Origin of the sequence: Paenibacillus athensensis (genome assembly GCF_004514475.2) — a bacterium.
GTDB lineage: Bacteria > Bacillota > Bacilli > Paenibacillales > NBRC-103111 > Paenibacillus_AL > Paenibacillus_AL athensensis.
Genome location: NZ_MYFO02000005.1, coordinates 398,235 through 421,644 on the forward strand (window position 1 = coordinate 398,235; position 23,410 = coordinate 421,644).

Sequence of the window (23,410 nt, forward strand, 5' to 3'; positions counted from 1 at the left end):
TACCCGCATTCGCCTGAAATGGCGTGCCGAAGGCGCTTCGCCGGGCACACCTAATGGCGGCCGCTCCCGGCAGCTATTCACGGCTGCGCAGCTCGCCCGGCGTCATGCCGAAATAGCTTTTGAACACCTTGTAGAAATAGGTCGGATCGGCGTAACCGACGAGTTGGGCGATGTGCTTGAAGGGAATTTGCCGGTCGGCTACGAGCTCGCGGGCTTTATCCATGCGTTTGCGCGTAATGCAGTCGGACACGGTCTGCGCAAACTCCGCTTTGAACGCCCGGCTCAAATGCTCCTTGCTGATAAAAAAATGCAGCGCAATCGACTCCAGCGATATCGGATCGGCATAATGCCGCTCGATGTACGCCATCACTTCCGTAAGGTCAAGCCGCTGCTTCGTTCGGCGGGCCGCTTCCACAGCCGCGATCGTCTCGGCGAACAGCCGCTCCAAGCCGACGACCGCTTCGGCAATCGTCGCCCACGGCCCGGCCGCGGCGCGCCCGCGAACCGCAGCCAGCAGGCCCGGATCGGCTTGCTCGGCGGCGAGCCACGTCTCCAGCAGCGCGATGCAATCGTGCGCCAGCCGGTCCGGCACGTGGCCGTCCTCCGGCCGCTCGCCGTAATGCCGCTGCAGGAGCGCGCCCAGCTGGCGCAGCACCGAAGCGGCAGCCTCGGCGTTCAGCGCCAGCGCTTGCTCGTAGAGCTGCTGGCGGAACGCCACATACGCGTCGAGCACGTCGCGGTCGGCGAACAAGTGGACGACGCCGGTCGGCGACGCTCCCGCCGCCGCGTCGGCAGCAGCCTGACGCGCGTCCAGCTCGCGCACGCACAAGGCCAGCGCCGCGTTGAGCTCCTCGGGACTGATCGGCTTGAGCAAATATTCTACAGCCCGCGAGCGGATCGCTTGCTTGAGGTAAAGGAAATCGTCATAGCCGCTCATGACGATAATTTTCAGCTCGGGGTAGCGCTCGTTCAGCTCGCGCAGCAGCTCGATCCCGTCCAGACCGGGCATCCGCATGTCCGTCAGGACGATCTGCGGCGCAAGCGCCGCGATCAGCTCCAGCCCTTCGCGGCCGTCCTCCGCTTCGCCGGCAATCGTCAGACCGAGCTCGGTCCACGCCCCCAGCGATTTCACGACTTGTCTCGACCACGGCTCGTCGTCGATGATCAGAATGCTATACATGGGGCTCCTCCTTCGTCTCGGTCATCGGAATCACGGCGGCGACCGCTGTGCCTGCGCCCAAGCTGCTGAACAGCCGGATGCCGCTGCGGCGGCCGTAATGCAGGCGCAGCCGGGCATGCACGTTTTGCAGCCCGATGCTGCGGCGGCTGCCCGGCGGCCCGGTATCGGCCCGCCCGAAGCCGGTATGGCGCAACGCCAGCCGGAGCTGCTGCAGCCGGCCGGCCTCCATGCCGACGCCGTCGTCGCACATCCACAGCAGCGCCCGGTCGCCGACGCGGCTCACGCTGACCGTGAGCCGCCACTTGCCCTCCTTGCGCTGCAAACCGTGCTCAAAGGCGTTCTCGACCAGCGGCTGCAGCGTGAATCGCGGCAGCCGCGCCGCCAGCGCTTCCGGCTGCACCTTCACTTCAATCGTGCAGCGTCCGAGAAACCGCTGCTCCTGAATAAACAAATAGTTGCGCGTATGCTGCAGCTCCCGCTCCAGCGGCACCAGCTCCTCGTCCGTACTGATCGCATAGCGCAGCAGCTCGCCGATCACCCGGGTGATGCGGTAAATTTCCGGCGCGTCCTTGACCAGCGCCATGCCGCCGATCATGTGCAGCGTGTTGTTGAGAAAATGCGGATTGATCTGCGCCTGCAGCGCCTGCAGCTGCGCGTTCTTCAAATCGATCTCCTGCTGATATTCGACCTCAATCAGCTCCTTGATCCGCTGCATCATCGAATTATAGCCGCTTTCCAGCAGGCCGATTTCATCCGTGCTTTGCACCTCCTGCAGCTGAAACTGGGTGACGCGTGTTGTCTTCATCAGGCGGGCCAGCTTGACGATGGGCCGGCTGATCCGCAACGAGAAGAGAATCGACAGCAGGATCGAAGCCAGCGCGAACAAGCTGCCGGTTACGATACCGGCGCGAATCGTCGGCCGGGCGCTGGCGGCGACCGTGCCCAGCGGAATCGTCTTGAGCAGGGTGAGCTGGCCATCACCGATTGTTTTGAGAAACATCAGCTGATCCTCGGTCTTGCGGTAATGAATATCGTCGTCGCCGGCCGCCATTTCCCGCAGCGCGGCTTGCAGCGCCGCTGAACGCTCAGGCTCGGTCGAGCCGCTCAGCAGCTCGCCCTCGTCGTTCAGCACGTAGACGGAGCTGGACGGCTCCGACTTGAGGATGCTGCCGATTTCGCGCCACACCTTAGGGTTGATCTGGGCCGAGATGCCGCCGAGCAACCTGCGGTCCTCGAACTGGTTCATACTGTGATAGGCATAAATGGCGCTGCCCGATTGCTTGAAATACAAATGGATCGGGCCGCTAAGCATCCGGCTCCAGTTGCCCTTGGCGATTTGCAAAGAGGTGATCGAGCCGCTGTTCGAGTAGCTGACCGAGAACATCCGGGTCGTCGGATGCACGTACAGATTCAATTCGTCGATTTTGCGGCTGTTGGCGTGAAAGGCAGAAGTCAGCGTGCCGCGGATATAGTTCTGTGTGCTGAACTGCGTGCCGATATCCGGAGTGTCGATCTGATTGACCGCCGTCATCAGCGATTCATTGATTTGCAGCGAATAAAACAAGCTGTCCAGCTGCTGGATCAGCTCGCCCAGATATTGATCCGCCCAGAGCATCCGCGAGTAGTTCGCGTTGACCGTTTCCTGCTCGACGGAAGCACGCGTATTGCCCGTGGCGATCCAGGTGACGGTCAGCACCGGCAGCGTCGTCAAGCCGATCATCAATAGCATCAAGCGCAAACGGATACTGATTCGTTTCATCGGATTATCCTCCCGGCAGACGGCTCATGTATTGTTGAAAATTGTATCAGCCCGCTCCGGCTCCCGCAAGCCGGCCTATCCGCAACGAAAAAAGCCCGGACAGAAGTCTCCTTCTGCCGGGCTGGGTACCGTCTATTCTTTCACCGCGCCGCCGCTTGAATCGCCGTTGACCGGCTCGGCCTGCTGCGAGGTTCCCGACGCGCCGTTAAACATCTCGTTGTAATTGGCCAGCGCCGGCTTCGTCAAGTAATCCTTGTCGATATAATTGGCCAAATACTGCTTGCCAAACAGCATATCGTATTGCATCTCGCGATATTTCTCCACCGTGGCTGCGGTGTCATCCGGCACGACCGGATGCAGCTGCTGGCTGGCGTCAATCGCCAGATTGCTGAGCAAGCCCGGCAGCTGGGCCGATACCTGGGCGTCCATTGCAAAGGTCGCCGGCTTTTGCATATTCAGCGTATCGAGCATTTTCGCCCCGAGGAAGGACGGGCTCAGCACCGGAATATCCTGCTTGGGCAGCTCGAAGTTCGACCAGGTGACGAACGGCACGCTGTGCATTTTTTTAATTTCCTCAAGCGACCATTTCTCGGAATCGCCTGTACTGATGAAGCCGCCCTCGGCGTACACCTGATAGTCGAAGCCAAGCATCGGCAGATGGTCGCCGTAGAATACGATCACCGTCGGCTCGTCGGATTTTTCGAAATGGTCAATCAGCATTTGCAGGCTTTGGTCGGCGTCATGCGCCCCTTGCGTATACGTCTCAAGAATCGATTTGGCGTCCGGCGACAGCGGTCCGGTGGTCGTGATCGAATTCGTTCCGTAACGGTTGTCGTCGAACGGTCCGTGATTTTGCATCGTAATCGCATAAATGAACATCGGCTTGTCGGTCTGATCGACCTCTTGGATAATGCTCTTCGATACCTCGGAGTCAGCGATGAAATTGCCGCGGATTTCCGGATTGTCGAAGTTCGCCTTGCTTTTGAACGCCTCGAAGCCCAGCTCCTGATAGACGGTCTGCCGATTCCAGAACCAGCCCTCGTAGGAGTGAATGCCCATACTTTTGTAGCCCTGATCTTCAAAATAGCTCGCCAGGCTCGGCACCGGCTTGCGCACGTACTGCTGGTACGGCACGGAGCCGCCTGGCAGGAAGCTCATCGAATACCCGGTCAGCACCTCGAATTCGACGTTGCTCGTACCGCCTCCGAACTGCGGCGACAGCAGGTAACCGGAGGTCGTTTCCTTTTGCAAACGATGCACGGTTTTCAAAGGGTCCTCGCTGAACTTCACGTCCGGCAGCAGCGTCGGGTCCCAGAACGCTTCGTTCATAATAAAAATAACGTTCGGCTGCTTGCCGTTCAGCGGATCGGAAGCCTTCTTGGCGGCTTGCTGCTGCCGCGAGCCGTCGATTTGCGCGGCCAGATCGGCCATCGCCGTTTCGCTGTAGCCGTCGGGCTTGGATACAACGGCGTTTTTCATATTAAGCGTAAACGCTACGGACAGCCCGTTCCCGCTATAATTTTGCTGCTGGTCCCAGATGATTTCGCTGACGCCCGCGCTGTCCAGCAGCTTGCCGGCCAACGCCGTTTTGGTGCCCATCGCATACAAGGCGTACAACGAAAACAGCCCCAGCGCTATCCGCCCGTAATAAGGCATGCGCAGCCGCGGCAGCACCAAGCGCAGCAGCACGATCACGACCACGGCAATCAGCACCGTGGCGATGCGAAGCATGGCGGCTTTGCCGGTGACGAGCGGCAATATGTTAAAGCTCTCCTTATCGAGCAAGACGTCCCACGGAAAAAAAGGCTCCCCGATCAGCTTGACCTTGAAATAGCTGACCAGCCCAACCATACTGACCAGCAGCACGGTAAAAGCGACGGAAAAAACTAACGATCCCAATATCGCATAAATCACTCCGAACACGGCAAACTGAATCAGCGCGTTCAAAGCGAACAGCTCCCGATGTCCCCAAGCCCAGGTCCACGCTTCGCCCAGCGAGCCGCGGACAATCGTTTCTACGCCGAGCGCCAGCAAGAATGGCAACACGATCAAAGTAACCGTAATAAATACCGGGGCAAAATAGCGAGATTGCTTGATAGTTGACCAACGCACGTAATTTCACGCTCCTTCTGCCCTAGAGTATACAGGCCATTTGTGAAGAAAATGTATCGATAAGTGAAAATTCTTGAAAAACAGACGTTCACGTCAGGTTTATTTCGCGACAAAACAACCGCCCTTCGGCGCAAGCGCGCCGGGCACGGCTTCGGCAAACGGCGTTCAGCAGCCGCGAAGCCAGCCGCACCGCCTGGAACGTTCGGCAGCGCATGCTGGCCCGGGAATCCGTCTGCTTATTTCATCGCAGCCAGCCACTGCGCCAGCGTCTGGATATCTTCTTGCCGGATGCTCACCTTAAACGACGGCATCCCGCCCCCGCCCTGGGTGATTTGCCGGACAATCTGCTCTTCGGACAACCGGCTGCCGACATGCTCCAGATTCGGCCCTTGCACATCCTGCAGCCCGCCGCCGTGGCAGGAGATGCAATAATTGCGGTACAGCGCCGGACCGTCGGCTTGCGGCTTGGAGCCCGACGCTCCTCCGTCTTTGGAACCGCATGCGGACAGCAGCAGGATCACGACGCCCAGCGCTGCGGCAGCGAATACTTGTTTACTTCTCATCGGACAACCTCCCTGCATTCCTCTACACATGATAACAAAGCAAGCCCGCAAGCTTCAATCTTAAAAAGTCCGAAAGCCCGCAATGTTGCAAAATAGAGGATTTGCGCCGCCGCTGAATAATTGCATACATACCGGAACTTCCCTCTATCTATGCCGGACGCGCGAACAGGAGACCGACTTATGCGAAATAAAAATTCGATGGACAGCATAAGCTACTGGTATCGCAAAATACTGAATGCTTACTGGATTGTGCTGCTCGTAGCCGTTGTGGCGGAAATCGCCGCTTTGATTGTCACGGTTGAAGTTTATCCGCAATACCTTCGCTTTTATCTCATCCATATCAGCGGCATTCCGACGCTGCTGATGCTGGTAATCATGCTGGTCAATGAGGCGTTCTACCGCTATCTGCGGGTCGAACAGCCCGCCGTTATTATCGGCACAGGCGTCGCCTTTGCGTGTATCCTGATCGCCGCCAATCCGCTTGTGCCTTGCGTCAAATCGATACTCATGCTACCGATGGTTATCGCCTTGTTTTTTTTCGACCGGAAAATTCTCCTGCTGACCCTGCTCGCCAACCTGACGGCGCTCGGACTGCTATATACGCTCAACGATGCTTTGCGTTTCAACACCAGCCTGTACGATTTGCTGGCCAATGTGTTTATTTTGTGCGGGGGCTACTTCGTCGAGCGCGGCATCGTCAGCCGCGGCGTGGCGCTGGTCAATCATCTGACCAAAACGATTCAGTCCGAGCAGGAGCTGCTCGTCAAAACCGTCGTTATGGACAAGCTGTCCAAAACCGACGCGTTAACGGAGCTATACAACCATAAAACCTTCCACGAATATCTGGACAAGCTGGTCGAGCACAACGCCGAGAGCCCGTTTCCGCTGCATCTCGCCGTGATGGACATCGACAATTTCAAAACGATCAACGATACTTGGGGGCATGCCGTCGGCGACATCGTGCTGCGGCGCGTCGCCCAGCAGATCAGCGAGCTGATCTCGCCCAGCGAAATTATCGCCCGTTATGGCGGCGAGGAATTCGCTCTGATTTTTACGGAAAAACCGCTGGAGGAAGCGTTCGCGACGGTCGAAAAGATCCGTCTGGCGATTCACGGCATCGCGCATCCCGAAATGGACGGACGGCAGGTATCGGTCAGCATCGGCTTGACCAGCTACGTTCAGGGGCAAAGCAAATCCGATCTGTTCGCCGAGTCGGATGCCCTGCTCTACACGGCCAAACGCTGCGGCAAAAACCAGACGAAAATGCAGCGCAAGCCCTGACAATAAAAAAAGCTGGTCATCTTGCAGAGATCTGCGATGATCAGCTTTTATCGTTTAGATGAAGTGCAGCTTCTGTTTCTCGGGCTGCTTCACGGCGTGTTCAATTCGGGCATGCGCGTCGCTGCGGCGGAGGAAGGCCCGCAAGCTGTTCAGCGCTTCTTCGGCTTCCTGCAAATACTGCTTGTCCCCGAACATTTCATAGAGCTTCAAGTAGTCATTATACTCGTCCAGCCACTCATTTACGTTAAAAGAGATCATTGGCATCACTCCTTCAACTCCATGATACCTGATATATATTAAATCTACATGAAAAATAGCTGAAATAGAATCGGAAAATCTATGAAATGAACGAAATCTGGCGAAAAATAGCGGCAGCTAGCCGCTAGATTCGCGCCGGGCCGCAGCAGCCGTCAAGCGCTCCAGCAGCGAGCGCAGCAACGCGGCCAGCCCGTCGTCGGCCAGCCGGCCTGCGGCGTCCAGCTTGAGCGATACGAACGGCACCTGCAGCTCGTGCGCTTCGCCGATCAGACGCGCGTCGAGCATGCCCAGCGTCAGCCGCAGCGACTCGTGCGCCCGGCTGCCGCCAAGCGGCGTCGGCGAAGCGCTGACGACGGCTGTCGGCTTGTGCAGCAGCTCGCCGGAGGAGACGAGCCAGTCCAGCGCGTTTTTGAGCGCGCCCGGCACGCCAGCGGCGTATTCCGGCGTGCAGATGAGCAGTCCGTCCGCCGAGCGGACGGCAGCGCGCCACGCTTCAACGGCAGCGAACGCGCCTTCCCGGTCGAGATCGGGATTAAACAGCGGCAGATCGACCAGTCCGCGGAACGGAATTAGCCGCGCCGGAGCAGGCGCAAGCAACGCGGCGGCTTCCAGCAGCGCGCTGTTCGACGAGCGGGCCCGCAGACTTCCGGATATGGCTAATAAATCGGGCATAGGCAGATCACCTCTTTCACAAGCTTCATAGCTGTAGCTTACAGCATGACGCTAATGTCAGAGTCAAGCTGCCCAGACCCAGATTTGGGCTTCGGGCATGCCCGCCCGCAGGACGGGTTACACGCGCAAGACGCGCAAAATGCCAGCCGCTTACTCGTGCGACACGATCAGCTCCAGCCGTCCGTCCAGCGTAAAAGCGCCGAAGCCGAGCGGCAGGATGAAATGCTCGCCTTTGCGCAGGCTGTACCCTTTGCCGTCAGCCTGCAGCTCGCCTTCGCCGTCCAGCACGCTGACGATCAGATAGCGCTCCGGGGCGGGGAAGGCGGTTGGCCCGGAGACCTGCCATTCTTGCACGGTAAAAAAGCGGTTGGACACATAGGTCGTCAGCTCCGTCCCCTCGCGCCGTTCCACGCGGTAATCCTGACTGGACGCTTCATGCGGCACCGTCGTGACGTCAATCGCCTTCTCCAAATGCAGCTCGCGCCGGTTTCCCTGCGCGTCCGTGCGGTCGTAATCGTACACGCGGTACGTCGTATCCGAGCTTTGCTGCGTCTCCAATACCACGACGCCCTTGCCCAAGGCATGCAGCGTACCGCTTGGCACATAAAAGAAATCGCCTGCCTGCACCGGCACGTAGCTCAGCAGCTCGTCCCAGCGCCCCGCCTCGATCATCGCCGCATATTGCTCCCGCGTCCGGGCCTGATGGCCAAAAATAATTTGCGCGCCCGGATCGGCCGCGACAATGTACCAGCATTCCGTTTTGCCCAGCTCGCCGCCCTCATGCCGCCGGGCGTAATCGTCTGCGGGATGCACCTGCACCGACAAATCGTCGGAGGCATCGAGCAGCTTCGTAAGCAGCGGGAACCGCTCCGCCTGCGAGCCGAACAATTGCGGCTGCGTCGTCCACAGCTCGCCCAGCGTCTGCCCGGCGAACGGGCCGTTCTGCACGATGCTTGGCCCGTTCGGATGAGCCGACACCGCCCAGCATTCGCCTGTATGCGCCGAAGGAAGCTCGTAGCCGAACATCGTCTTCAGCTTGACCCCGCCCCAAATTCGTTCCTGAAATACCGGCTGTAAAAAGATGGCTTCCATGTCTCCAGCTCCCCTTCCATGTTCTGTTCAATACGGCACGTGAACGAGCGCCGCTGCGCCGATCAAGCCCGCTTCCGTCTTCAGCCCGGCCGGCACAATCGGCGTCTGCCGCCCGCGCGGGCCAAGCGCATGCGCCGACACATACGCGGCTACCGCAGCGAACAGCGGCTCGCCAATCTGCGCGACGCCGCCGCCCAGCACAATCAGCTCCGGATCGAGCAGATTGATCAGCGAGACGCAGCCCATGCCGATGTAGCGATACACCCGCTCCACCAACGGCTGCATCAGCGCATCGCCTGCGGCGGCCAGCTCGAATGCTTCCTTGGCCGTGGTCGCAATGCCGCGCAGCTCGGTCGCCTGGCGGGCAATCGCCGTGCCGGAAGCGACCCATTCCCAGCAGCCGAGCTGTCCGCAAGCGCAGCGGCCCGCGGCCGGATCGATCACGATATGCCCGGCGTCGCCGGCATTGCCGCTCGCTCCGGTCAGCAGCCGGCCATGCGCGTACAGCCCCGCGCCGATGCCGGTGCTGATCGTCACGAAGGCGAAATGCTCGCTGGCTTGAGCCGCGCCAAGCCATTTCTCGGCCAGCGCCGCAGCCGTGGCGTCATTCTCCATCCGGATCGGCACGTCGAAATGACGGCGCAGCTCCGCGACAAGCGCAAAGCCCTGCCAGCCGGGCAGATTGGGTGGACAATCGATCAGCCCCGCGCGCGTATCCAGCGGCCCGGGCGCGCCGATGCCGATGCCGGCAATTTCGCTTGACGAAATGCTTGATTCGTCAAGCATCGCTTGCACGACAGCAGCCATTCGCGCCACCATTTGCGCCGGACTGATGCCAAGATCGGTTGGCAGCGATTGTTTATTTCGAATGTGTCCTTGTTCGTCAATCAAGCCGATCGCTGTTTTCGTCCCGCCGACGTCGATGCCTATTGCAATTGTCAAGGTACTCCCCTCCATAAGCGGAAATTAACTTGACAAAACTTTACTTTATCGATTATTGTCAAGTTAAGACGATTGTAGCATACGGGAGGGCAAAACACTATGAGCAGGCCCAAAAAAATTTCCATGCAAGATATTGCCGACCGGCTCGGCATCTCCAAGAACGCCGTGTCGCTGGCGCTGGCGGGCAAGAAGGGCGTCGGCGAACAGCTCAAGGCGCAGGTGCGCCGCATGGCCGAGGAGCTCGGCTACCCCCTTCCGCAAGAAGCCGCGGCAGCGGACGGAGCGGCCGAAGCCGCCCGCTCCGCCGTACTGGTGCTGGTGCCCGAGCGGGTGATGAGCTATGAGGACAATGAGCATTTCCTGTTTTATCATGATTTGATCTGGGGCTTGGAGGAGAAGCTGCGCGCCCGCGGCTTCAGTGCAGTCATTTTACGGATCGGCAGCGAGATGGAGCTCAGCCTCAAGCTGCCGGAGCTGGCCGAGACGATGGCCTGCCGGGGGGTGATCCTGTTCGGCATTGTTAGCGAGGCGTATGCGCAGATGGTGTGCGGGCGGTTTCCCGCCGCGCTGCTGTTCGACTCGTTTCACCGCAGCGTGAACGCGCCGGCAGTCACCTCAGCGAACGTGGAAGGCGCAGCTGCAGCCGCTCGCTATTTGCTCGCTTGCGGGCACCGGCGCATCGGCTTCATCGGGCCGGCCAACCTGACGTCCAGCCACGAGGAGCGCTGGTTCGGCTATTGGCTGGCGATGCAGCAGGCCAAAGCCGACATCCTGCCGCAGTGGCTGCTGCTGGAGTCGGCCGGCTTCGCCTCCAGCCCGGCGGAAATCGAAGCGTTCGCAGACCGCCTGCAGGTAGCCCCTCCCGCGCTCCGGCCGACAGCGCTGCTCTGCGGCAACGACCGGCTGGCGCTGCTGCTGCTGGACGCGCTGGAGCGCCGCGGCCTCCGCGTGCCCGCCGACCTGTCGCTGATGGGCTTCGACGGCTTGCCGCAAGCTGCTGCTGCCCAGCCGCCGCTGGCGACGATGAAGGTCGACAAGCTCGGCCTGTGCGACGCCGTCGTCGAGTGGCTGCTGCTGCCCGAACGCCAACAACCCGCCGGGCGCGCGCGGCTCCATTGGACGGTGCCGGCGTCGCTGCACCCGGGCGGGTCGGTCGCGAAGCTTGAAGACGGGAGCTTGCTCTAGTCCTCGCAGTATTTTTTTTCAGTAGGCACAAACGATCGCTCCACGATCAGCCCTCCGGGCTCGCCCGGGTCTCCGTAGGCATAGACGAATTCTTCGCCGGGCTCAATCTGCCGGCCCAGCACCTGAACAGGTCTCAGCGCCTTGTAAATCGACGGGAACGGGCAGCAGTACCACCAGCCGTGCTCTTCGATCTCCTCCCGCTCCAGATAAGCTTCGACCGTAATTTCATACGCCCGCTCCTCCTCGGTCACGACGTGCTCTTGCCAATGCTCCTGCAAGTCCGCCTCAGCCTGGTCCCATTCGCCATCGCGGCGAATCGCCGAGACGGCATAACGGGACGTGACCTTCCAGATGCTGTCTCCGTCCAGCTTGCACGGCTGATTCAGCTTGGCTGCAGCTTGGCTCAGCGCTTCAGGCGCTTTTAATCCCTGCACGACCAGCAGGTAGGCCGACAACGCCTGGGCATACTGCGCCTCCGCATCCTCGTGCGCCTCCGCGGACATCTGCCGCTCGCGGCTGCGAATGCCGGCGATCGCATCGGCCGCTTCCTTGCGCGTCCGCGCCTCCTGGTAGCGCAAAATCGCGCTGCGGAACGTCTCCGTTCCCGGCGGAATCAGCCCCATATCCAGCTCGACCAGCCGTTCCAGTTCCTCGGCCGCCCGCCGCAGCCCCCAGATGTGCTCGATCGGACTGCGTCCCCCCGGCTCCTCCAGCAGCGCGTCCAGCTTCACCGGCAGCGCCAGCCGGGACGAGCCCGCGAACGCCGCTTCCTGCCGCGCAGCGATGACCAGCTCGGGAATCGTCTCGTACCATACATCCGCCTGCCGGTGTGAAATCGCCGGAATGGCCCGGGCCTGCCCATCCAGGCCGCAGAACGCCTCGCCGAGCAGCGCGTCGGCCATTTTTTGTAGCGCCGTAGCCGCTTCCATATAGGCCAAAGCCCGCGGCTGCCGGCTGCCGCTCAGCTCCTCGCGCAGCCGGTACACCTGCTCGCCCAGTCGCCGATAGCTCTCCAGCTTCTCAACCGGACATACGTATTCCTCCTCTTGACTGCCGAACAGCCAATCCATCCATCCCATCGTAATACCCTCCGCTGCGTTTCGAGTTCTTCATCTGTAATTTGTACGCAGAGAACGGCGCATGGTTGCTGTATAGGTTGAACATGCTGTACATGTAGATCCCCCCTTGTACATGCCCTTTCTTTACCGCTGCCGGCAATGGAAAAAAGCCCCTCTCCAGCACAATTTTCGATTTACATATAATGTAAATTTATCTGAAAATCAGAAAACGCTTTCCGTAATACTGGCTTCCCTCTTTACTTTTGTAATATTCTTTAAAATAATTAGTTTAATTTTCCAATTTGTTTCGTTAATTTTCGTTCTTTTCCTTTTCATTAACAAGCATTTCTTTGCATAATTTTCCGACCAAAATTTGTATTTTCGTGTTTTTCCCGCGCATTAACGGTGTTATTATCTGTAATTCGGGCATTTTCTCTCAGAAAACAACAATTTTACGCAACAAAAAATTTCGTTAATTTTCGTTAACGTTTTCCGTTGACAACTAAAAATTTTCGAAATATGATGATCGTAGGCGCTGGAATTAAAGCGCTTACAAGAAAGGAGGCAGCTTCATTTCAAGCGATTTTATCAACCATTTCAGAAGCTTTACAAAGGAGGTCGTTCTTCTACTTCAAGGTGTCAATCCTGTTTGCTTTACTGTTTTAGAGAGAAAAAAACACGATATTAAAATTGGGGGTAATTCTATTGTTTACTAATTGGTTGCCGGCGCATCGTCGCGGTCCCGTACAGTTGTTTCTCTGCGCCCTGCTTATTCTGGCGCTGGTCGTTACCTTGCTGATCCCAACATTCCAGAACCCGCTAGTCGCTCACGCTTCGGCTCCATCCGTTCCATCGGGTTGGACGAATGTGTTTACAGATGATTTCAGCGGCGCTTCCGGAAGCGGCGTAAATACTTCCAATTGGTTATATGATACCGGTTACGGCTATCCCGGCGGCGCCTACAATTGGGGCACGGGTGAAATCGAGAATATGACCAACAGCACAGCGAACGTCTATCAGGACGGCAACGGGTACCTGAACATCAAGCCGATCCGCGCCTCGAACGGAACCTGGACATCGGGACGTATCGAAACGCAAAACTCCAGCTTCCAGCCTCCAAGTGGCGGCATCATGCACGTAGAAGCCCGCATTCAACTGCCGAACGTAACCGGCTCGGCCGCCCAGGGTTATTGGCCGGCATTCTGGATGCTCGGCGCCCCATTCCGCGGTAACTACACGAACTGGCCAAGTGTAGGCGAAATCGACATTATGGAAAACGTCAACGGCGTGAATACGGTTTACTCCACTCTGCATTGCGGCTACAATCCAGGTGGTCCATGCAATGAAACCAACGGCATCGGCGGCAACAAAAGCGGCGCGTCTCCATCCCTTCAGTCCGACTTCCACGTCTATGCGATGGAATTTGACAAAAGCGTTTCTCCTCAGCAAATTCGCTACTATCTGGACGGCGTAAACTTTTTCACGGTCTACTCGAACCAGGTCGACTCCACAACTTGGAACAACGCTACCAATCACGGCTTCTTTATCATTTTGAACGTAGCCATCGGCGGCAGCTGGCCAGGAAACCCGACCTCTTCCACCGTATCCGGCGCAGCGATGAAAGTCGACTACGTACAAGTTCGCACGAAATCCGGCGGTTCATCTTCGACACCAACGCCTACGCCTACCCCTACGCCTACCGGTACAGCAACACCGACACCAACGCCTACCCCTAATTCAAGCAGCGACTACGCTGTAACCGTTACGAAATCGGGCAGCAGCGCAACCATCAAGTTTACGCCAAAAGCGTCCGGCGTTGCCACAACCGCACCGATTATGAGCTACCAATGCTCTGCCCTTTTTGGCGGCAATCAGCAAAACGTCTATATGACCTCAAGCTCGGGCTCCTGGACGTATACGATCAACGGACTCAGTACAGGCAAAGTCGTCAATTACTACTTTACCTATACGAAAAACGGCGTCCAGCAACCACCAACCTCCACGCAAAGCTTCACGTTCTGAGCAGATAGTCGGAAAGCGCCTGATCCTGTGAGCGCGCTAGTCGGATTGTCACAGAACTGAGCAATCGTTGTACCGCTCCGGTCCAGTTCTCTGGATCGGGGCTTCTTGTAAAAAAAAAGCATCCGGAGCGACGACAACGTCCGGATGCTTCTTCTATATTAACGGGACAGCAGCTGATACAGAATTTGCGCGCTTTCCGCGCGGGTTGCCAAGCCGCGAGGCTGGAATAGGCCCGCGCCGACTCCGTGAATCAAACCGGCTGCATAAGCTTGCTGAATATCAGCGATTGCCCAAGCGCCAATCGTGGCCTGATCGGCAAATGCCGAGCCCGCAGCCGTGATTTCGACGCCCGGATGCTGCAAGCGGTAAGCCCGCATCACCATGACAGCCATCTCTTCGCGCGTCACCTGCTCATTCGGCGCAAAGGCGCTTGCCGTCCGGCCTTGAATCAGACCGCTGGCTGCAGCAGCGGACACATACGGAGCATACCAAGTCTGTTCGGCAACGTCGGCGAAAGCCGCGGAGCCGTTCGCTTCAAGCCCCAGACTCCGCACGAGCATGGCGGCAAATTGCGCTCGGGTCACTTTATCCTGCGGCGCAAAAGCGATCTCGCTCACGCCGTCGATCACGTGCTTGGCCGCCATCGCCTGAATGACGCTATACGCCCAGAACGTTGGTGGGACATCGGCAAACGCCCGGTCGTATTCCAAGACGGCATATTTGCTGAAATGATGCACTTGCGCGTCGATGCCCGTTTCGCTCACACGTCCGCCGCTGTAAGATAAACTCCCGTCATCGGCGATATGGTAGACCCCCAGCAAATCGCGGTTAGCCGTTGCAGCGTAAGCGAAGTGCAGCACTAGCGGCTGCTCGAAGGCATCTAACCGATAAGCCTGACCGTCTTGATCGGTCACCGATAATGCAAATTCATAAACGGCTCCTGCAAGTCTGACAGCAGCGGTACCCGGCTGCTTGCCGGCCGACAGTAGCTTGGCCGCAGCTGCAGGTCCCACCTCACCTATCTCCAGCACAATCGTTGCGGAATCGGTTTTGCCGGCAGGCAGCAGCCGGATGAGCCCGGCGAGCACGCTCTGCGGAATTTGCACGCCGACCTGACCGCGGGTTACTTCAAGCTGGAGGTTGGCGGCCAGACGGAGTATATCGGCCGGCAGCTGAATGCCCGCTTCATTGGCCTCAAGTCGCAGGACGGTTGTGCCCTGCGCGTCCGTTGCCGACGGCAGCAGCTTCCTGAGCTCCTCCAGCGTTACTTGCTTGGGTCGGTCCGTTGGTGCTGGCGTCGGGGTTGGTGTTGGTGTTGGCGTTGCTCCTGCGCCCGGCTTGGGCTTCGACGTTGGCGTCGGTGTCGGTGTCGGTGTCGGTGTCGGTGTCGGTGTCGGTGTCGGTGTATTGCCGCCGGCCGCTTGCACGACAAAGGTCGTCGATACCGCTTGCGCGCCGCTGCCGGCCAGCACGGTATACGTGCCAGGCGCGGCATCGGACGGCAACGTATAGCTTTGTCCGTTTGCCATCTGTTCCTTGGTCAACAGGTCTGTCAACATCAAGGATTGATTCGGACGGAAAATTTGAATCAGAACCGCATCCGTCGGCAGCGCCGCTTTGACAACAAAGCTTGCGCCTGCGGTTTGGTTACCGATGGGTTCTATGACCGCCGCGTTCGCGGCCACTTTCGCCGGCGCTCCGGCGGTCAGCAGCATCGTCAGCGCTATCAGGCCGATCATTAGCTTGTTTCGCACATCTACCCCTCGCATTTCATGTTCTGGATTGGCTATTGCATGCTCAGCTTGTCAGACAGCGGGTTTGGCAGCGTAATAATGTCTTTGGTCAACGTATCCAGCACAAACGCATAGAGACGGTACTCGCTGTTATTGGGATCGGCAACGTCAAAGTGCACCGTGATTGACTCCGCATTGGCGATATCTTTCGACACGGCTACGTAGCTCACCGGCGTAGCGCCTTTCATCAGCTGCACATACAGCACCTCGTCCCCGGCATGATCAGGCGTATTGGCCACATGCGAGACGGCCACAGTGGCGCTCAGTCCTCCGATGCGATCCATGCCTCCCACGGCTTCCACCCGATAAGGAAGAACGATATCCCCGGTGCGCACGAGTTCCACATCGTCAACGGCAATCCAGTGATCGCCTTGGTCCTTCGAATGGAACGCCACCGTCATTTTACCGCCGCGCACCTCCAAATCGGAAATTTTGATGTACGCCCACGTGCCGGTGCCGGTAGGGATGTTTTTCCTGATCGGCGCTTGACCTTCAACCGTAGCGATCATCTCGGCCGCTTCCTGCCCGCCCTTGGACTTGGTCCATGCCCGCAGCTCATACAGCCCGTCGGGAAGATTCTCCACCTGCTGCGCGGTAGTCACTTCATAAGGCGTATCGTTCCAATGAATCAGACCGTATGCGCCGGTACGGGCATTGCCTGCCTCCAGCTTCACGATGCCGTTCGTTACGCTCTCGCCGCTTGCATTCATATTCGTCCATTGCTGCGGCAGAAGCGGCCAGGCGCCCGCATCCATCACGTTGTCAAAGCTGGCGTTCAGCAGGTAATTTTGCTGCATTCCGCCTTGTCCGTCCTGATACGGATTATTGGCCACGTCGACGGCAAAGGTCTGATGATCCGATGTCACCACGGTTCCATTATAAAGCTCGATCGCCGCTTCGATGTCAATCGGCCCGTTGGCCAGCTTCGAGGTAGAATAGCTCCAGGTACCGTCTTGTTGAACGGGGGCGTAGAACATCTGTGAGCCCGCCTTCAGCCTTACGAACTTGCCGTTCACCGCCGTTCCATGCAGCGTGTAGGGCAGCGTTGTCACCGTACCCGCGGAAGGAGCCAAAGTGACCTGCGCCGTTTGCAGGCTGGTGCGGAAAGAAGCGCCGTTAATATCGTCAATATACAAGGTGCCGGAAGACGAATTTGAATCATTGGAGCCACCCATATAAAAGGAAACGGCTGTAATATTGACAGCGGGATTCGGCCTTGCCGTCGTATCGCTGCTGTACCAGCTTGGCAAGCGGAAATCATCGAACGGAACCATCATCAGCCTCGGGTCGCTGCCCCTGACCACGGCCTTGGTCTCCCAGAACTTGCCTTCGGCATCCGTGAACTGGATCGCCAGCTCATTGTTGGAGCCGTCCGGCTGCAGCCAGAACGTAAAGCCGTCATAACCGGCAAGATTGAGGAAATCCGGGTTGAAGCTGCCTCCGGCATAGCCGGGACCGGAGAAATTATAGTCGACCTTGAGCCCGAAGCCACCCTCGGATTTATGGGTCGCGTCGAGAGCGACATCAAACGAACCGCCGCCTGTGTTGCGGGTGAACGCTTTTTGAATCAGCGCATCGTACCCCCCATAGCCCTCAAAATCGTCGAGCTTGGTTGCATTGGCCATCTTGATATCGTCCAGATATACAGCGCCTGCCTGAGCGATCGAGCCGTCCATCGAGCTGACATATATCGAAAACTCGGTGACATCAGACATGTTCATTGTTGAGCCCGGATAAGCGTCTTTGTTCCATTGCGGCTGTATGAAATCACTGTAGCGCAGCTCGATCGTTTTGCCCGTTGTTCCCGTTAACGGAACCTTTGCTTCCCACACCCGGTCATCCGCCGTGCGGAACTGGAAGGACAAACCGTTAGCCGAACCGTCCGGCTTGACCCAGGCATGCAGCGCGTCAAAATGTGACAAATCGACATGCGGCAACGCTTTGGTCAGCCCGGCATACCATTGGCTGCTGAACGCATAGTCCACTTTGACGCCATAGCTGCCGTGATTTTTATTGGCCGAATCCAGTGAAATTGAAATGGCATCGCCGGACGGATTACGCGTATAGCCGCTCTTGAGATTGGCGTCAACACCGTAGTTGTATTCACCGTCCTCAAATACGTTGGCGGGCGGCTTATCGGTCAGCGGAATCAGATTCACGCCATAACCGATCTCGACTCGCGCCAGCGCCGGCGCCGCACCACTGCCCGTTGCCGGATAAACCGCTTTGATAAATCGCGTGGAGGCCGGCAGGGCAAAATCGGTGTAAATCACCTTGCTCCAGCCTTGCGCGGTCGGCGACTTGCTTACTGCCGGATGAATCGCTGTATAAGTCATTCCGTCAATCGAGGACAAGAAGGTCATTTCGTCCGTTACATTCGAATAGGTCGTAAAACGGTAGGAGCTCAGGTCACCGTCAGCTTTATAAACGATGGAGCCGGAATTGCCATTGCTTCGGCTTAATGCCGCATCCCCGTTCGTTCCCGTTTGACCGGCGGCTACTTGCAAATTGGCCGTTCGTTCGGCATCCTGACCGCTGAATTCGCTATCGACGATAAAACCGTTACGGACAAGCGTTGGCGGAGCTGCATAGCCGCTGCCTGTGTAGACATATTCCAGCTGCACCTTATCCACTTGGACGGCGTTGCTTCCCGGAATACTGAATTTGACATACCGCGTATTGGCAGGCAAGCTGCTTGCCGTATATTCATCGCCGTTTTTATTCGGCTGGATCTCTTGATAGTTACTGTTGGTCGACGACACGTACCATTTCATTACACCGGTGCCTGTCGCCGTGACGCTGACCCGGCTGAGCGCTACCGGAGACGCGTAGGTTAGAAAGCCGGCATTGGCCGTCGATACGTACGCCTTGTAGCCTATCCCCAACTCGTTATCCGACGAGGAGCTGGTCGTCAGATTCGACGAATGATCGTAAGCGTATACCTTGCGTTTTTCATTGTCCTTGTACAGCAAGCTCATTTCGTCGGTAATGACATGCGCCGCTACCGTTGTGACCTCATTGGACCACGGAGAAACACCGCTTTCGTTAACACCGCGCACCCGGTACGTATACGTCACGCCGGTCAGCGCCGTCTCGTCATGGAAAGCCGGGGTACCCGCCCGTCCGCCATCGGAGAAATCCGAAGCGACCGTGGTCCACGTCTGGCCGTCCTCTGAACGCTGGACTTCATAGCCGGCTGCGCCTACGGAGCCTTGCCATCTCATATTGGCTACCGAGTCGATATCAAACAGTACGGGCGCATGGGCCGGGGCCGGAATCGCAGGCACTGCCGTTGATTTGGTCACGTCATTCACGGCCATATAATGAGCGTATTTGTAGACGGTACGGATGATTTCTTTTTCCCCGTAGTAGCTGCCTGAAGAAAAGCCCGGCCAGTGATAGGAAGCCCAGTTGCCCGGGTCCTCATCATGCCAGTAGAAGCCGCCGTCCTCTTTATGCGGACGCAAGGACCAGATCATGATTCCGTCCGTCCCGTTCTGCAGCGCCGCATTGTACAGCGCTTCTACGGGCGCAGCCGAGGTATACAAGCCGAATTCGCCGAGAATATACGGCTTCTTGCCGTTAGCGAGCGCCGCATCCGCCGTTAATTTATCCATGAAATTGCCGGTATAAAAATGATTCCCGACGATGTCAATATGAGGATCGTTCAGCGACTCCGCCTGGACGGCAAAACGGCCGTCGAGCAGAAGCTGGCTTGGCTGTTCGTCCTCCTTGATGTAACGGGCGATTTCCGTCGTCCAGGCTTGCGGGAATTTATCCTGATTGTAGCCGCCCAGCTCGTTGCCCGTTTCCCAGGCGAGAATCGCTTTATCGTCTTTGTAAGCAACGCCCGTATACGTGTTCACACGGTTCATCATGTAGTGGATCACTTGCTTGAAATCGGAAATAATGAGCGGATCGGTATAAAACTTCCACGCATCGTCATCATGAGCCGCATCGTTGCTGATCGTACCGGGATAACGGAAATTCACATAGCTTTCAATTCCGCCGACCCACTGCCACTGGTCAACAAAGGGGATGATGACGCGAATCCCGTATTGATTGGCCAGCGCGAGAAATTTGTCCAGCTTCTTGAAGCCATCTTCACTGAATTGCATCTGTCCGTTGGCGTCGGGCCCCAGAATCAGCGCGCTTGACGCGTTGGCGTTATCGTATCGCTTGACCGGCGGCACGTAGGTCCGGGTTACCTGGCCCCCCATCGCGGCGAGTGTGCGCAGCGCATCTTCTTTCGAAAAATCCGGGTCCAGGATAGCGCCTGGATAATTCAAGGACGCAAACCTGAAGTCGGCTGCGCCGTCTTTCAAATGATCTCCCTCGACCGTTATGAAATTCGTAAACACCGACTCATATACATCGCCGGTTACACTGCCATATACCGAATCCGAGACCGAATCGCCCGAGCTGTCTTCGGCCAGCGCCGTCGAAGCGCCTGCAAACGAAAACAATACGCCGGCAATCAGTTCAACAGCTACCAGCAAGCTCAGCATTCTTTTACTTCTTCCTAACATGCTTTCACCAACCCCCGCTCATTTAATGAAAAAGAAGCGCCACATTCATTTTTGTAACGCTTACATGTATAGATTTTAAATTAATTTTAATAAAATTTCAATAATATAATTATAATAATTTAAATTTATTTTTAAAAATTTAAAATTTGAAATACAAAAAAGACCCCCGAATTCCCACCTTCAGGGGCCTTGCGATCAACCTAACCGCCCATAAAACGTTTTACTGCGCAATCGAAGAAGCAGCCCTGGACTCGGCTGCCAGCTTCGCCGACGTCAAGCGTCCCGCTTTAGCCTGAGCGGTCCGGCTTTGAAAGCAATGAAAGGCAATGACGGGTTCGGCTACAGAGCCGCACAATTTCGCTTCGCGGGCCTGACGCTCGCCGAACAGCTCGCCCGATCTGACCGTGCAAGTGATTTCGATCTCTTGCGATTCCCCCGGAAACAAAATCTCGTAGGCCTCGTCGGCCACCATCACATACCTGTCGGTTTGTTCCTCCGCATGCACGAACAAAGCGGCGGCGGCTCCCGCGTTATGTACCCGGAACCGCTTCACCAGCACCTCGTCGCCGCCGTGAAGACCGCCAGCCCCATCCGGCCGCCAGCCGCTCAGCTCTTGAATGTCGAGCTTCGCCGGGCCCAGATCGAGCGCGCCTCCATACAGAGGCTGCTCGGCGGGAACGGTCGAGAAAATGTACACATTCTCTACCTTCCGCGCAGCGTCTGCTTGAAGCTTTAAACGCACGAAGACCAGCCCGTCCGCTGTCTCCGGCACCTCAAAGCTCAGATTCCCCGCAAGTGACGAGCCGTTTTCGAGAGCGGCCGCTCGCAGCGTTTGCGTATACAGGACCGCGCCGTGGCTGTCCAGAACCTGCGCCTGAACTTCGGCTTGCGTCGGTCCGCCGTTTCGATGCACGTAGACAGGGGCATGAAACAAGTCGCCTGCAGCATAATTCAGCTTCCTGTAGTCCAGCGATACGTGATCGGGCGCAAACGCTTTTTTCACCCAATAGTAGGCCATCTTGGTTTCCTTGTAATAATCGATCAGGTTCGTGCAGCTGGCGTTCGGCCACGGCTCGTTAAGCTGCCAGACGATGCTCCCGCTGTTGTGAAACTGCCTGCGTCGGTTGGCTTCGAGAATGAACCGCAGCCCCTCCGCCTGAATCCACTGGCTGCAGTCGACAAACGCGGCCAGCTCCTCCAGCCGTCCGAACAGCTGCAAGTCGCGGTCGTACGTATCCCACCACTCGCCGTGATGACGCCAGACCAGGCTGTCTGTCATCGAAGTCGGCCGCAGGTGGCCGGGACTGAGGAATTTACGCAGGCTTTTGAGCGAGCTGACGCCATCCACGCCAAATTCGCTGTGAAACAAATGATCCGCTTCACCGTAAATTTCATAATGCTGTGGATTCCCCTGGTATTTCCAGTGACCGTGTACATCGTGGCTGACGCCCTTCTCGGCAGTAATATACTGAACGGGCCCTGACGCCGAGGTCGGTAAAAACATCCGCAAAGGGTCCCACTTTGCCGTCAGCTCCTTGAGCATAGCCAGATTCTCGTCTTCATAGGTAGAAGGTGTATTGGGCGCGCTCATCAGCTCATTTCCCCCGCTCCAGACGCTCAGCGAGACATGATTGCGGCGCGTCCGCAGCGCCTCGACCGCCGTCCGGGCCAGCAGCTCCAGATATTCGGGCCGCTTGGAAGGAATATTGTCGACGCCGGAGCTCGATTGCACAAACTCCTGCCAAATCAGAATGCCGTGACGGTCGCACAGTTCATAAAAATACGATTTCTCGATGATGCCTCCGCCCCATACGCGAATCATGTTCACGTGTGCTTTTTGGGCCAAATGTACGATCCATTCGTAGCGGCTTTCGGCGACATTGCCGTACAGATGATCCAGCGGGGTCATGTTCACACCCCGGATATAAATGTTGACACCGTTGATCACAAAGGTATAAGGAAGCGCCCCTTCCGGGCTATCGGGATTGACTGCATAGGCCAGCTTGCGGATGCCTGTCTGACAGGTATAACGGTCCAGCTCGCAGGAACCCTGGAGCAATTGGACTTCGATGCTGTATAACGGCTGATCGCCGTAGCCGTTAGGGTACCATAACCGCGGCGCAGCAAGCTGAAAGCGGAATTCTACAGGCTGCTCCAGCGTATGCAACGGCTCCATTGCCGTCGCAACGACCTGCCCGTCAGGATCAAGCACCCGCGCGGCGAGCTGCAAGCCGGCCGCTTCGTCTGCGGAAGCCGACTGCCGGACCACACCGGCTGATAGATACACAAGTCCGGTTCCCTGCTCGACATCGGTGCGCACATGCACGTTCTCCAGCGAATACGCTTGATGCACGCGCAGCACGACATCGTCCCAAATCCCGACGTTCACAAGCCGTGTGGAAAAATCCCACTTGTAGTTAAACCGACTTTTCTGCGTGAACGTTTCCGAGGTTTTGCCGATTTGCGCCATCTCGTCCGGAGCCTGCTTCAGCACCACCAGCAGCTCAAAGCTGTCGTGCCGCTCGATCCATTCGGTAATATCGAATACAGCTGGATGATACATCCCTTTATGCTCACCCAGCAGCTCGTGATTCAAATAAATCATCGCTTCGTAATCCAGTCCCTTGAACACCAGCTCGACCTTGGAGCCGGAAACGGCGGGCCGTTCGAATAACGTCTTGTAGACCCACCAGCGATTCTCCACCCACTCACACTTCAAGCTGTTCATATCGTGATACGGATGATCGATCAAGCCGGCTTGATGCAAATCCTGATGCACGCCTCCAGGCACCGTAGCCGGCAGCCATTCCGTGACGCCCATCAGTTCATTGCCAATCTCCATACTGCTTCCTTTGACGGGTACCCAGGGCCAGAACCCTTTCACGAACCATTGATACTCTCTAAATGACAGCTCCATCGGATTCCCTCCACCCTCTCTTACACTTCAGCTGCGCTTCTTCGGGA

General features: G+C 57.5%; 15 protein-coding genes. 3 read left to right on the forward strand and 12 right to left on the reverse strand.

What is annotated here, in order from left to right; translation table 11 throughout:
• Positions 1 to 73 precede the first annotated feature (73 nt).
• The 4 genes from B5M42_RS12415 to B5M42_RS12430 all read right to left on the reverse strand — a co-directional run bounded on the left by B5M42_RS12415 (position 74) and on the right by B5M42_RS12430 (position 5,614).
• Positions 74 to 1,180, reverse strand: a complete 1,107-nt coding sequence (locus B5M42_RS12415; protein WP_134754307.1) for a response regulator — start codon at positions 1,178 to 1,180, stop codon at positions 74 to 76.
• Entirely contained in the window at positions 1,173 to 2,939 is a 1,767-nt protein-coding gene (locus tag B5M42_RS12420) for a sensor histidine kinase (RefSeq protein WP_134754309.1), read from the reverse strand. The genes B5M42_RS12415 and B5M42_RS12420 overlap by 8 nt, the downstream gene beginning before the upstream one ends.
• 132 nt (positions 2,940 to 3,071) lie before the next feature.
• A complete protein-coding gene (locus tag B5M42_RS12425) occupies positions 3,072 to 5,051 on the reverse strand; it encodes an LTA synthase family protein (RefSeq protein WP_134754311.1) in 1,980 nt (659 codons plus the stop codon).
• Positions 5,052 to 5,287: 236 nt separating this feature from the next.
• A complete protein-coding gene (locus B5M42_RS12430) occupies positions 5,288 to 5,614 on the reverse strand; it encodes a c-type cytochrome (protein ID WP_167690023.1) in 327 nt (108 codons plus the stop codon).
• Between the two features lie 180 nt (positions 5,615 to 5,794).
• Here B5M42_RS12430 and B5M42_RS12435 point away from each other — a divergent pair, with 180 nt between their 5' ends.
• Positions 5,795 to 6,895 (forward strand): GGDEF domain-containing protein, encoded by a 1,101-nt coding sequence (locus B5M42_RS12435; RefSeq protein ID WP_167690026.1) that lies wholly within the window; start codon positions 5,795 to 5,797, stop codon positions 6,893 to 6,895.
• Between the two features lie 54 nt (positions 6,896 to 6,949).
• Here the strand turns inward: B5M42_RS12435 and B5M42_RS12440 are convergent, their stop codons facing one another.
• The 4 genes from B5M42_RS12440 to B5M42_RS12455 all read right to left on the reverse strand — a co-directional run bounded on the left by B5M42_RS12440 (position 6,950) and on the right by B5M42_RS12455 (position 9,859).
• On the reverse strand, positions 6,950 to 7,153 hold the full coding sequence (locus B5M42_RS12440) for a hypothetical protein (RefSeq protein ID WP_167690019.1): 204 nt from the start codon (positions 7,151 to 7,153) through the stop codon (positions 6,950 to 6,952).
• 117 nt (positions 7,154 to 7,270) lie between these two features.
• Positions 7,271 to 7,825: an NADPH-dependent FMN reductase gene (locus B5M42_RS12445; protein WP_134754319.1), complete on the reverse strand. Its 555-nt coding sequence runs from the start codon at positions 7,823 to 7,825 to the stop codon at positions 7,271 to 7,273.
• 150 nt (positions 7,826 to 7,975) lie between these two features.
• The gene (gene manA, locus B5M42_RS12450) at positions 7,976 to 8,917 is read right to left on the reverse strand and encodes a mannose-6-phosphate isomerase, class I (protein ID WP_134754321.1); all 942 of its coding nucleotides are present in this window, start codon (positions 8,915 to 8,917) and stop codon (positions 7,976 to 7,978) included.
• Between the two features lie 27 nt (positions 8,918 to 8,944).
• Positions 8,945 to 9,859, reverse strand: coding sequence for an ROK family protein (locus tag B5M42_RS12455; RefSeq protein ID WP_134754323.1), 915 nt, complete (start codon positions 9,857 to 9,859; stop codon positions 8,945 to 8,947).
• Between the two features lie 99 nt (positions 9,860 to 9,958).
• Between B5M42_RS12455 and B5M42_RS12460 the strand changes: the two genes are divergently transcribed.
• Entirely contained in the window at positions 9,959 to 11,044 is a 1,086-nt protein-coding gene (locus B5M42_RS12460; protein WP_134754325.1) for a LacI family DNA-binding transcriptional regulator, read from the forward strand.
• On the opposite strand, the gene B5M42_RS12465 is transcribed toward B5M42_RS12460, so the two are convergent.
• Positions 11,041 to 12,123 carry a hypothetical protein gene (locus B5M42_RS12465; protein WP_134754327.1) on the reverse strand — a complete coding sequence of 361 codons (1,083 nt, stop codon included), beginning with the start codon at positions 12,121 to 12,123 and terminating at the stop codon, positions 11,041 to 11,043. The genes B5M42_RS12460 and B5M42_RS12465 overlap by 4 nt on opposite strands.
• A 684-nt stretch (positions 12,124 to 12,807) precedes the next feature.
• Here B5M42_RS12465 and B5M42_RS12470 point away from each other — a divergent pair.
• The gene (locus tag B5M42_RS12470) at positions 12,808 to 14,124 is read left to right on the forward strand and encodes a glycoside hydrolase family 16 protein (RefSeq protein WP_209280738.1); all 1,317 of its coding nucleotides are present in this window, start codon (positions 12,808 to 12,810) and stop codon (positions 14,122 to 14,124) included.
• Between the two features lie 158 nt (positions 14,125 to 14,282).
• Here B5M42_RS12470 and B5M42_RS12475 read toward each other — a convergent pair whose 3' ends face one another.
• The 3 genes from B5M42_RS12475 to B5M42_RS12485 all read right to left on the reverse strand — a co-directional run bounded on the left by B5M42_RS12475 (position 14,283) and on the right by B5M42_RS12485 (position 23,363).
• On the reverse strand, positions 14,283 to 15,878 hold the full coding sequence (locus B5M42_RS12475; RefSeq protein ID WP_134754328.1) for an S-layer homology domain-containing protein: 1,596 nt from the start codon (positions 15,876 to 15,878) through the stop codon (positions 14,283 to 14,285).
• Between the two features lie 32 nt (positions 15,879 to 15,910).
• Positions 15,911 to 20,425, reverse strand: a complete 4,515-nt coding sequence (locus B5M42_RS12480) for a carbohydrate binding domain-containing protein (protein WP_167690028.1) — start codon at positions 20,423 to 20,425, stop codon at positions 15,911 to 15,913.
• Positions 20,426 to 20,666: 241 nt separating this feature from the next.
• Positions 20,667 to 23,363: a glycoside hydrolase family 2 protein gene (locus B5M42_RS12485; RefSeq protein ID WP_134754332.1), complete on the reverse strand. Its 2,697-nt coding sequence runs from the start codon at positions 23,361 to 23,363 to the stop codon at positions 20,667 to 20,669.
• Positions 23,364 to 23,410: the final 47 nt, after the last annotated feature.

Coding starts and splice junctions, on each gene's coding strand:
- B5M42_RS12440 (WP_167690019.1), bottom strand. CDS start 7,153: ATGATCTCTTTTAACGTAAATGAGTGGCTGGACGAGTATAATGACTAC.
- B5M42_RS12460 (WP_134754325.1), top strand. CDS start 9,959: ATGAGCAGGCCCAAAAAAATTTCCATGCAAGATATTGCCGACCGGCTC.
- B5M42_RS12480 (WP_167690028.1), bottom strand. CDS start 20,425: ATGCTGAGCTTGCTGGTAGCTGTTGAACTGATTGCCGGCGTATTGTTT.
- manA (WP_134754321.1), bottom strand. CDS start 8,917: ATGGAAGCCATCTTTTTACAGCCGGTATTTCAGGAACGAATTTGGGGC.
- B5M42_RS12435 (WP_167690026.1), top strand. CDS start 5,795: ATGCGAAATAAAAATTCGATGGACAGCATAAGCTACTGGTATCGCAAA.
- B5M42_RS12415 (WP_134754307.1), bottom strand. CDS start 1,180: ATGTATAGCATTCTGATCATCGACGACGAGCCGTGGTCGAGACAAGTC.
- B5M42_RS12430 (WP_167690023.1), bottom strand. CDS start 5,614: ATGAGAAGTAAACAAGTATTCGCTGCCGCAGCGCTGGGCGTCGTGATC.
- B5M42_RS12445 (WP_134754319.1), bottom strand. CDS start 7,825: ATGCCCGATTTATTAGCCATATCCGGAAGTCTGCGGGCCCGCTCGTCG.
- B5M42_RS12485 (WP_134754332.1), bottom strand. CDS start 23,363: ATGGAGCTGTCATTTAGAGAGTATCAATGGTTCGTGAAAGGGTTCTGG.
- B5M42_RS12420 (WP_134754309.1), bottom strand. CDS start 2,939: ATGAAACGAATCAGTATCCGTTTGCGCTTGATGCTATTGATGATCGGC.
- B5M42_RS12465 (WP_134754327.1), bottom strand. CDS start 12,123: ATGGGATGGATGGATTGGCTGTTCGGCAGTCAAGAGGAGGAATACGTA.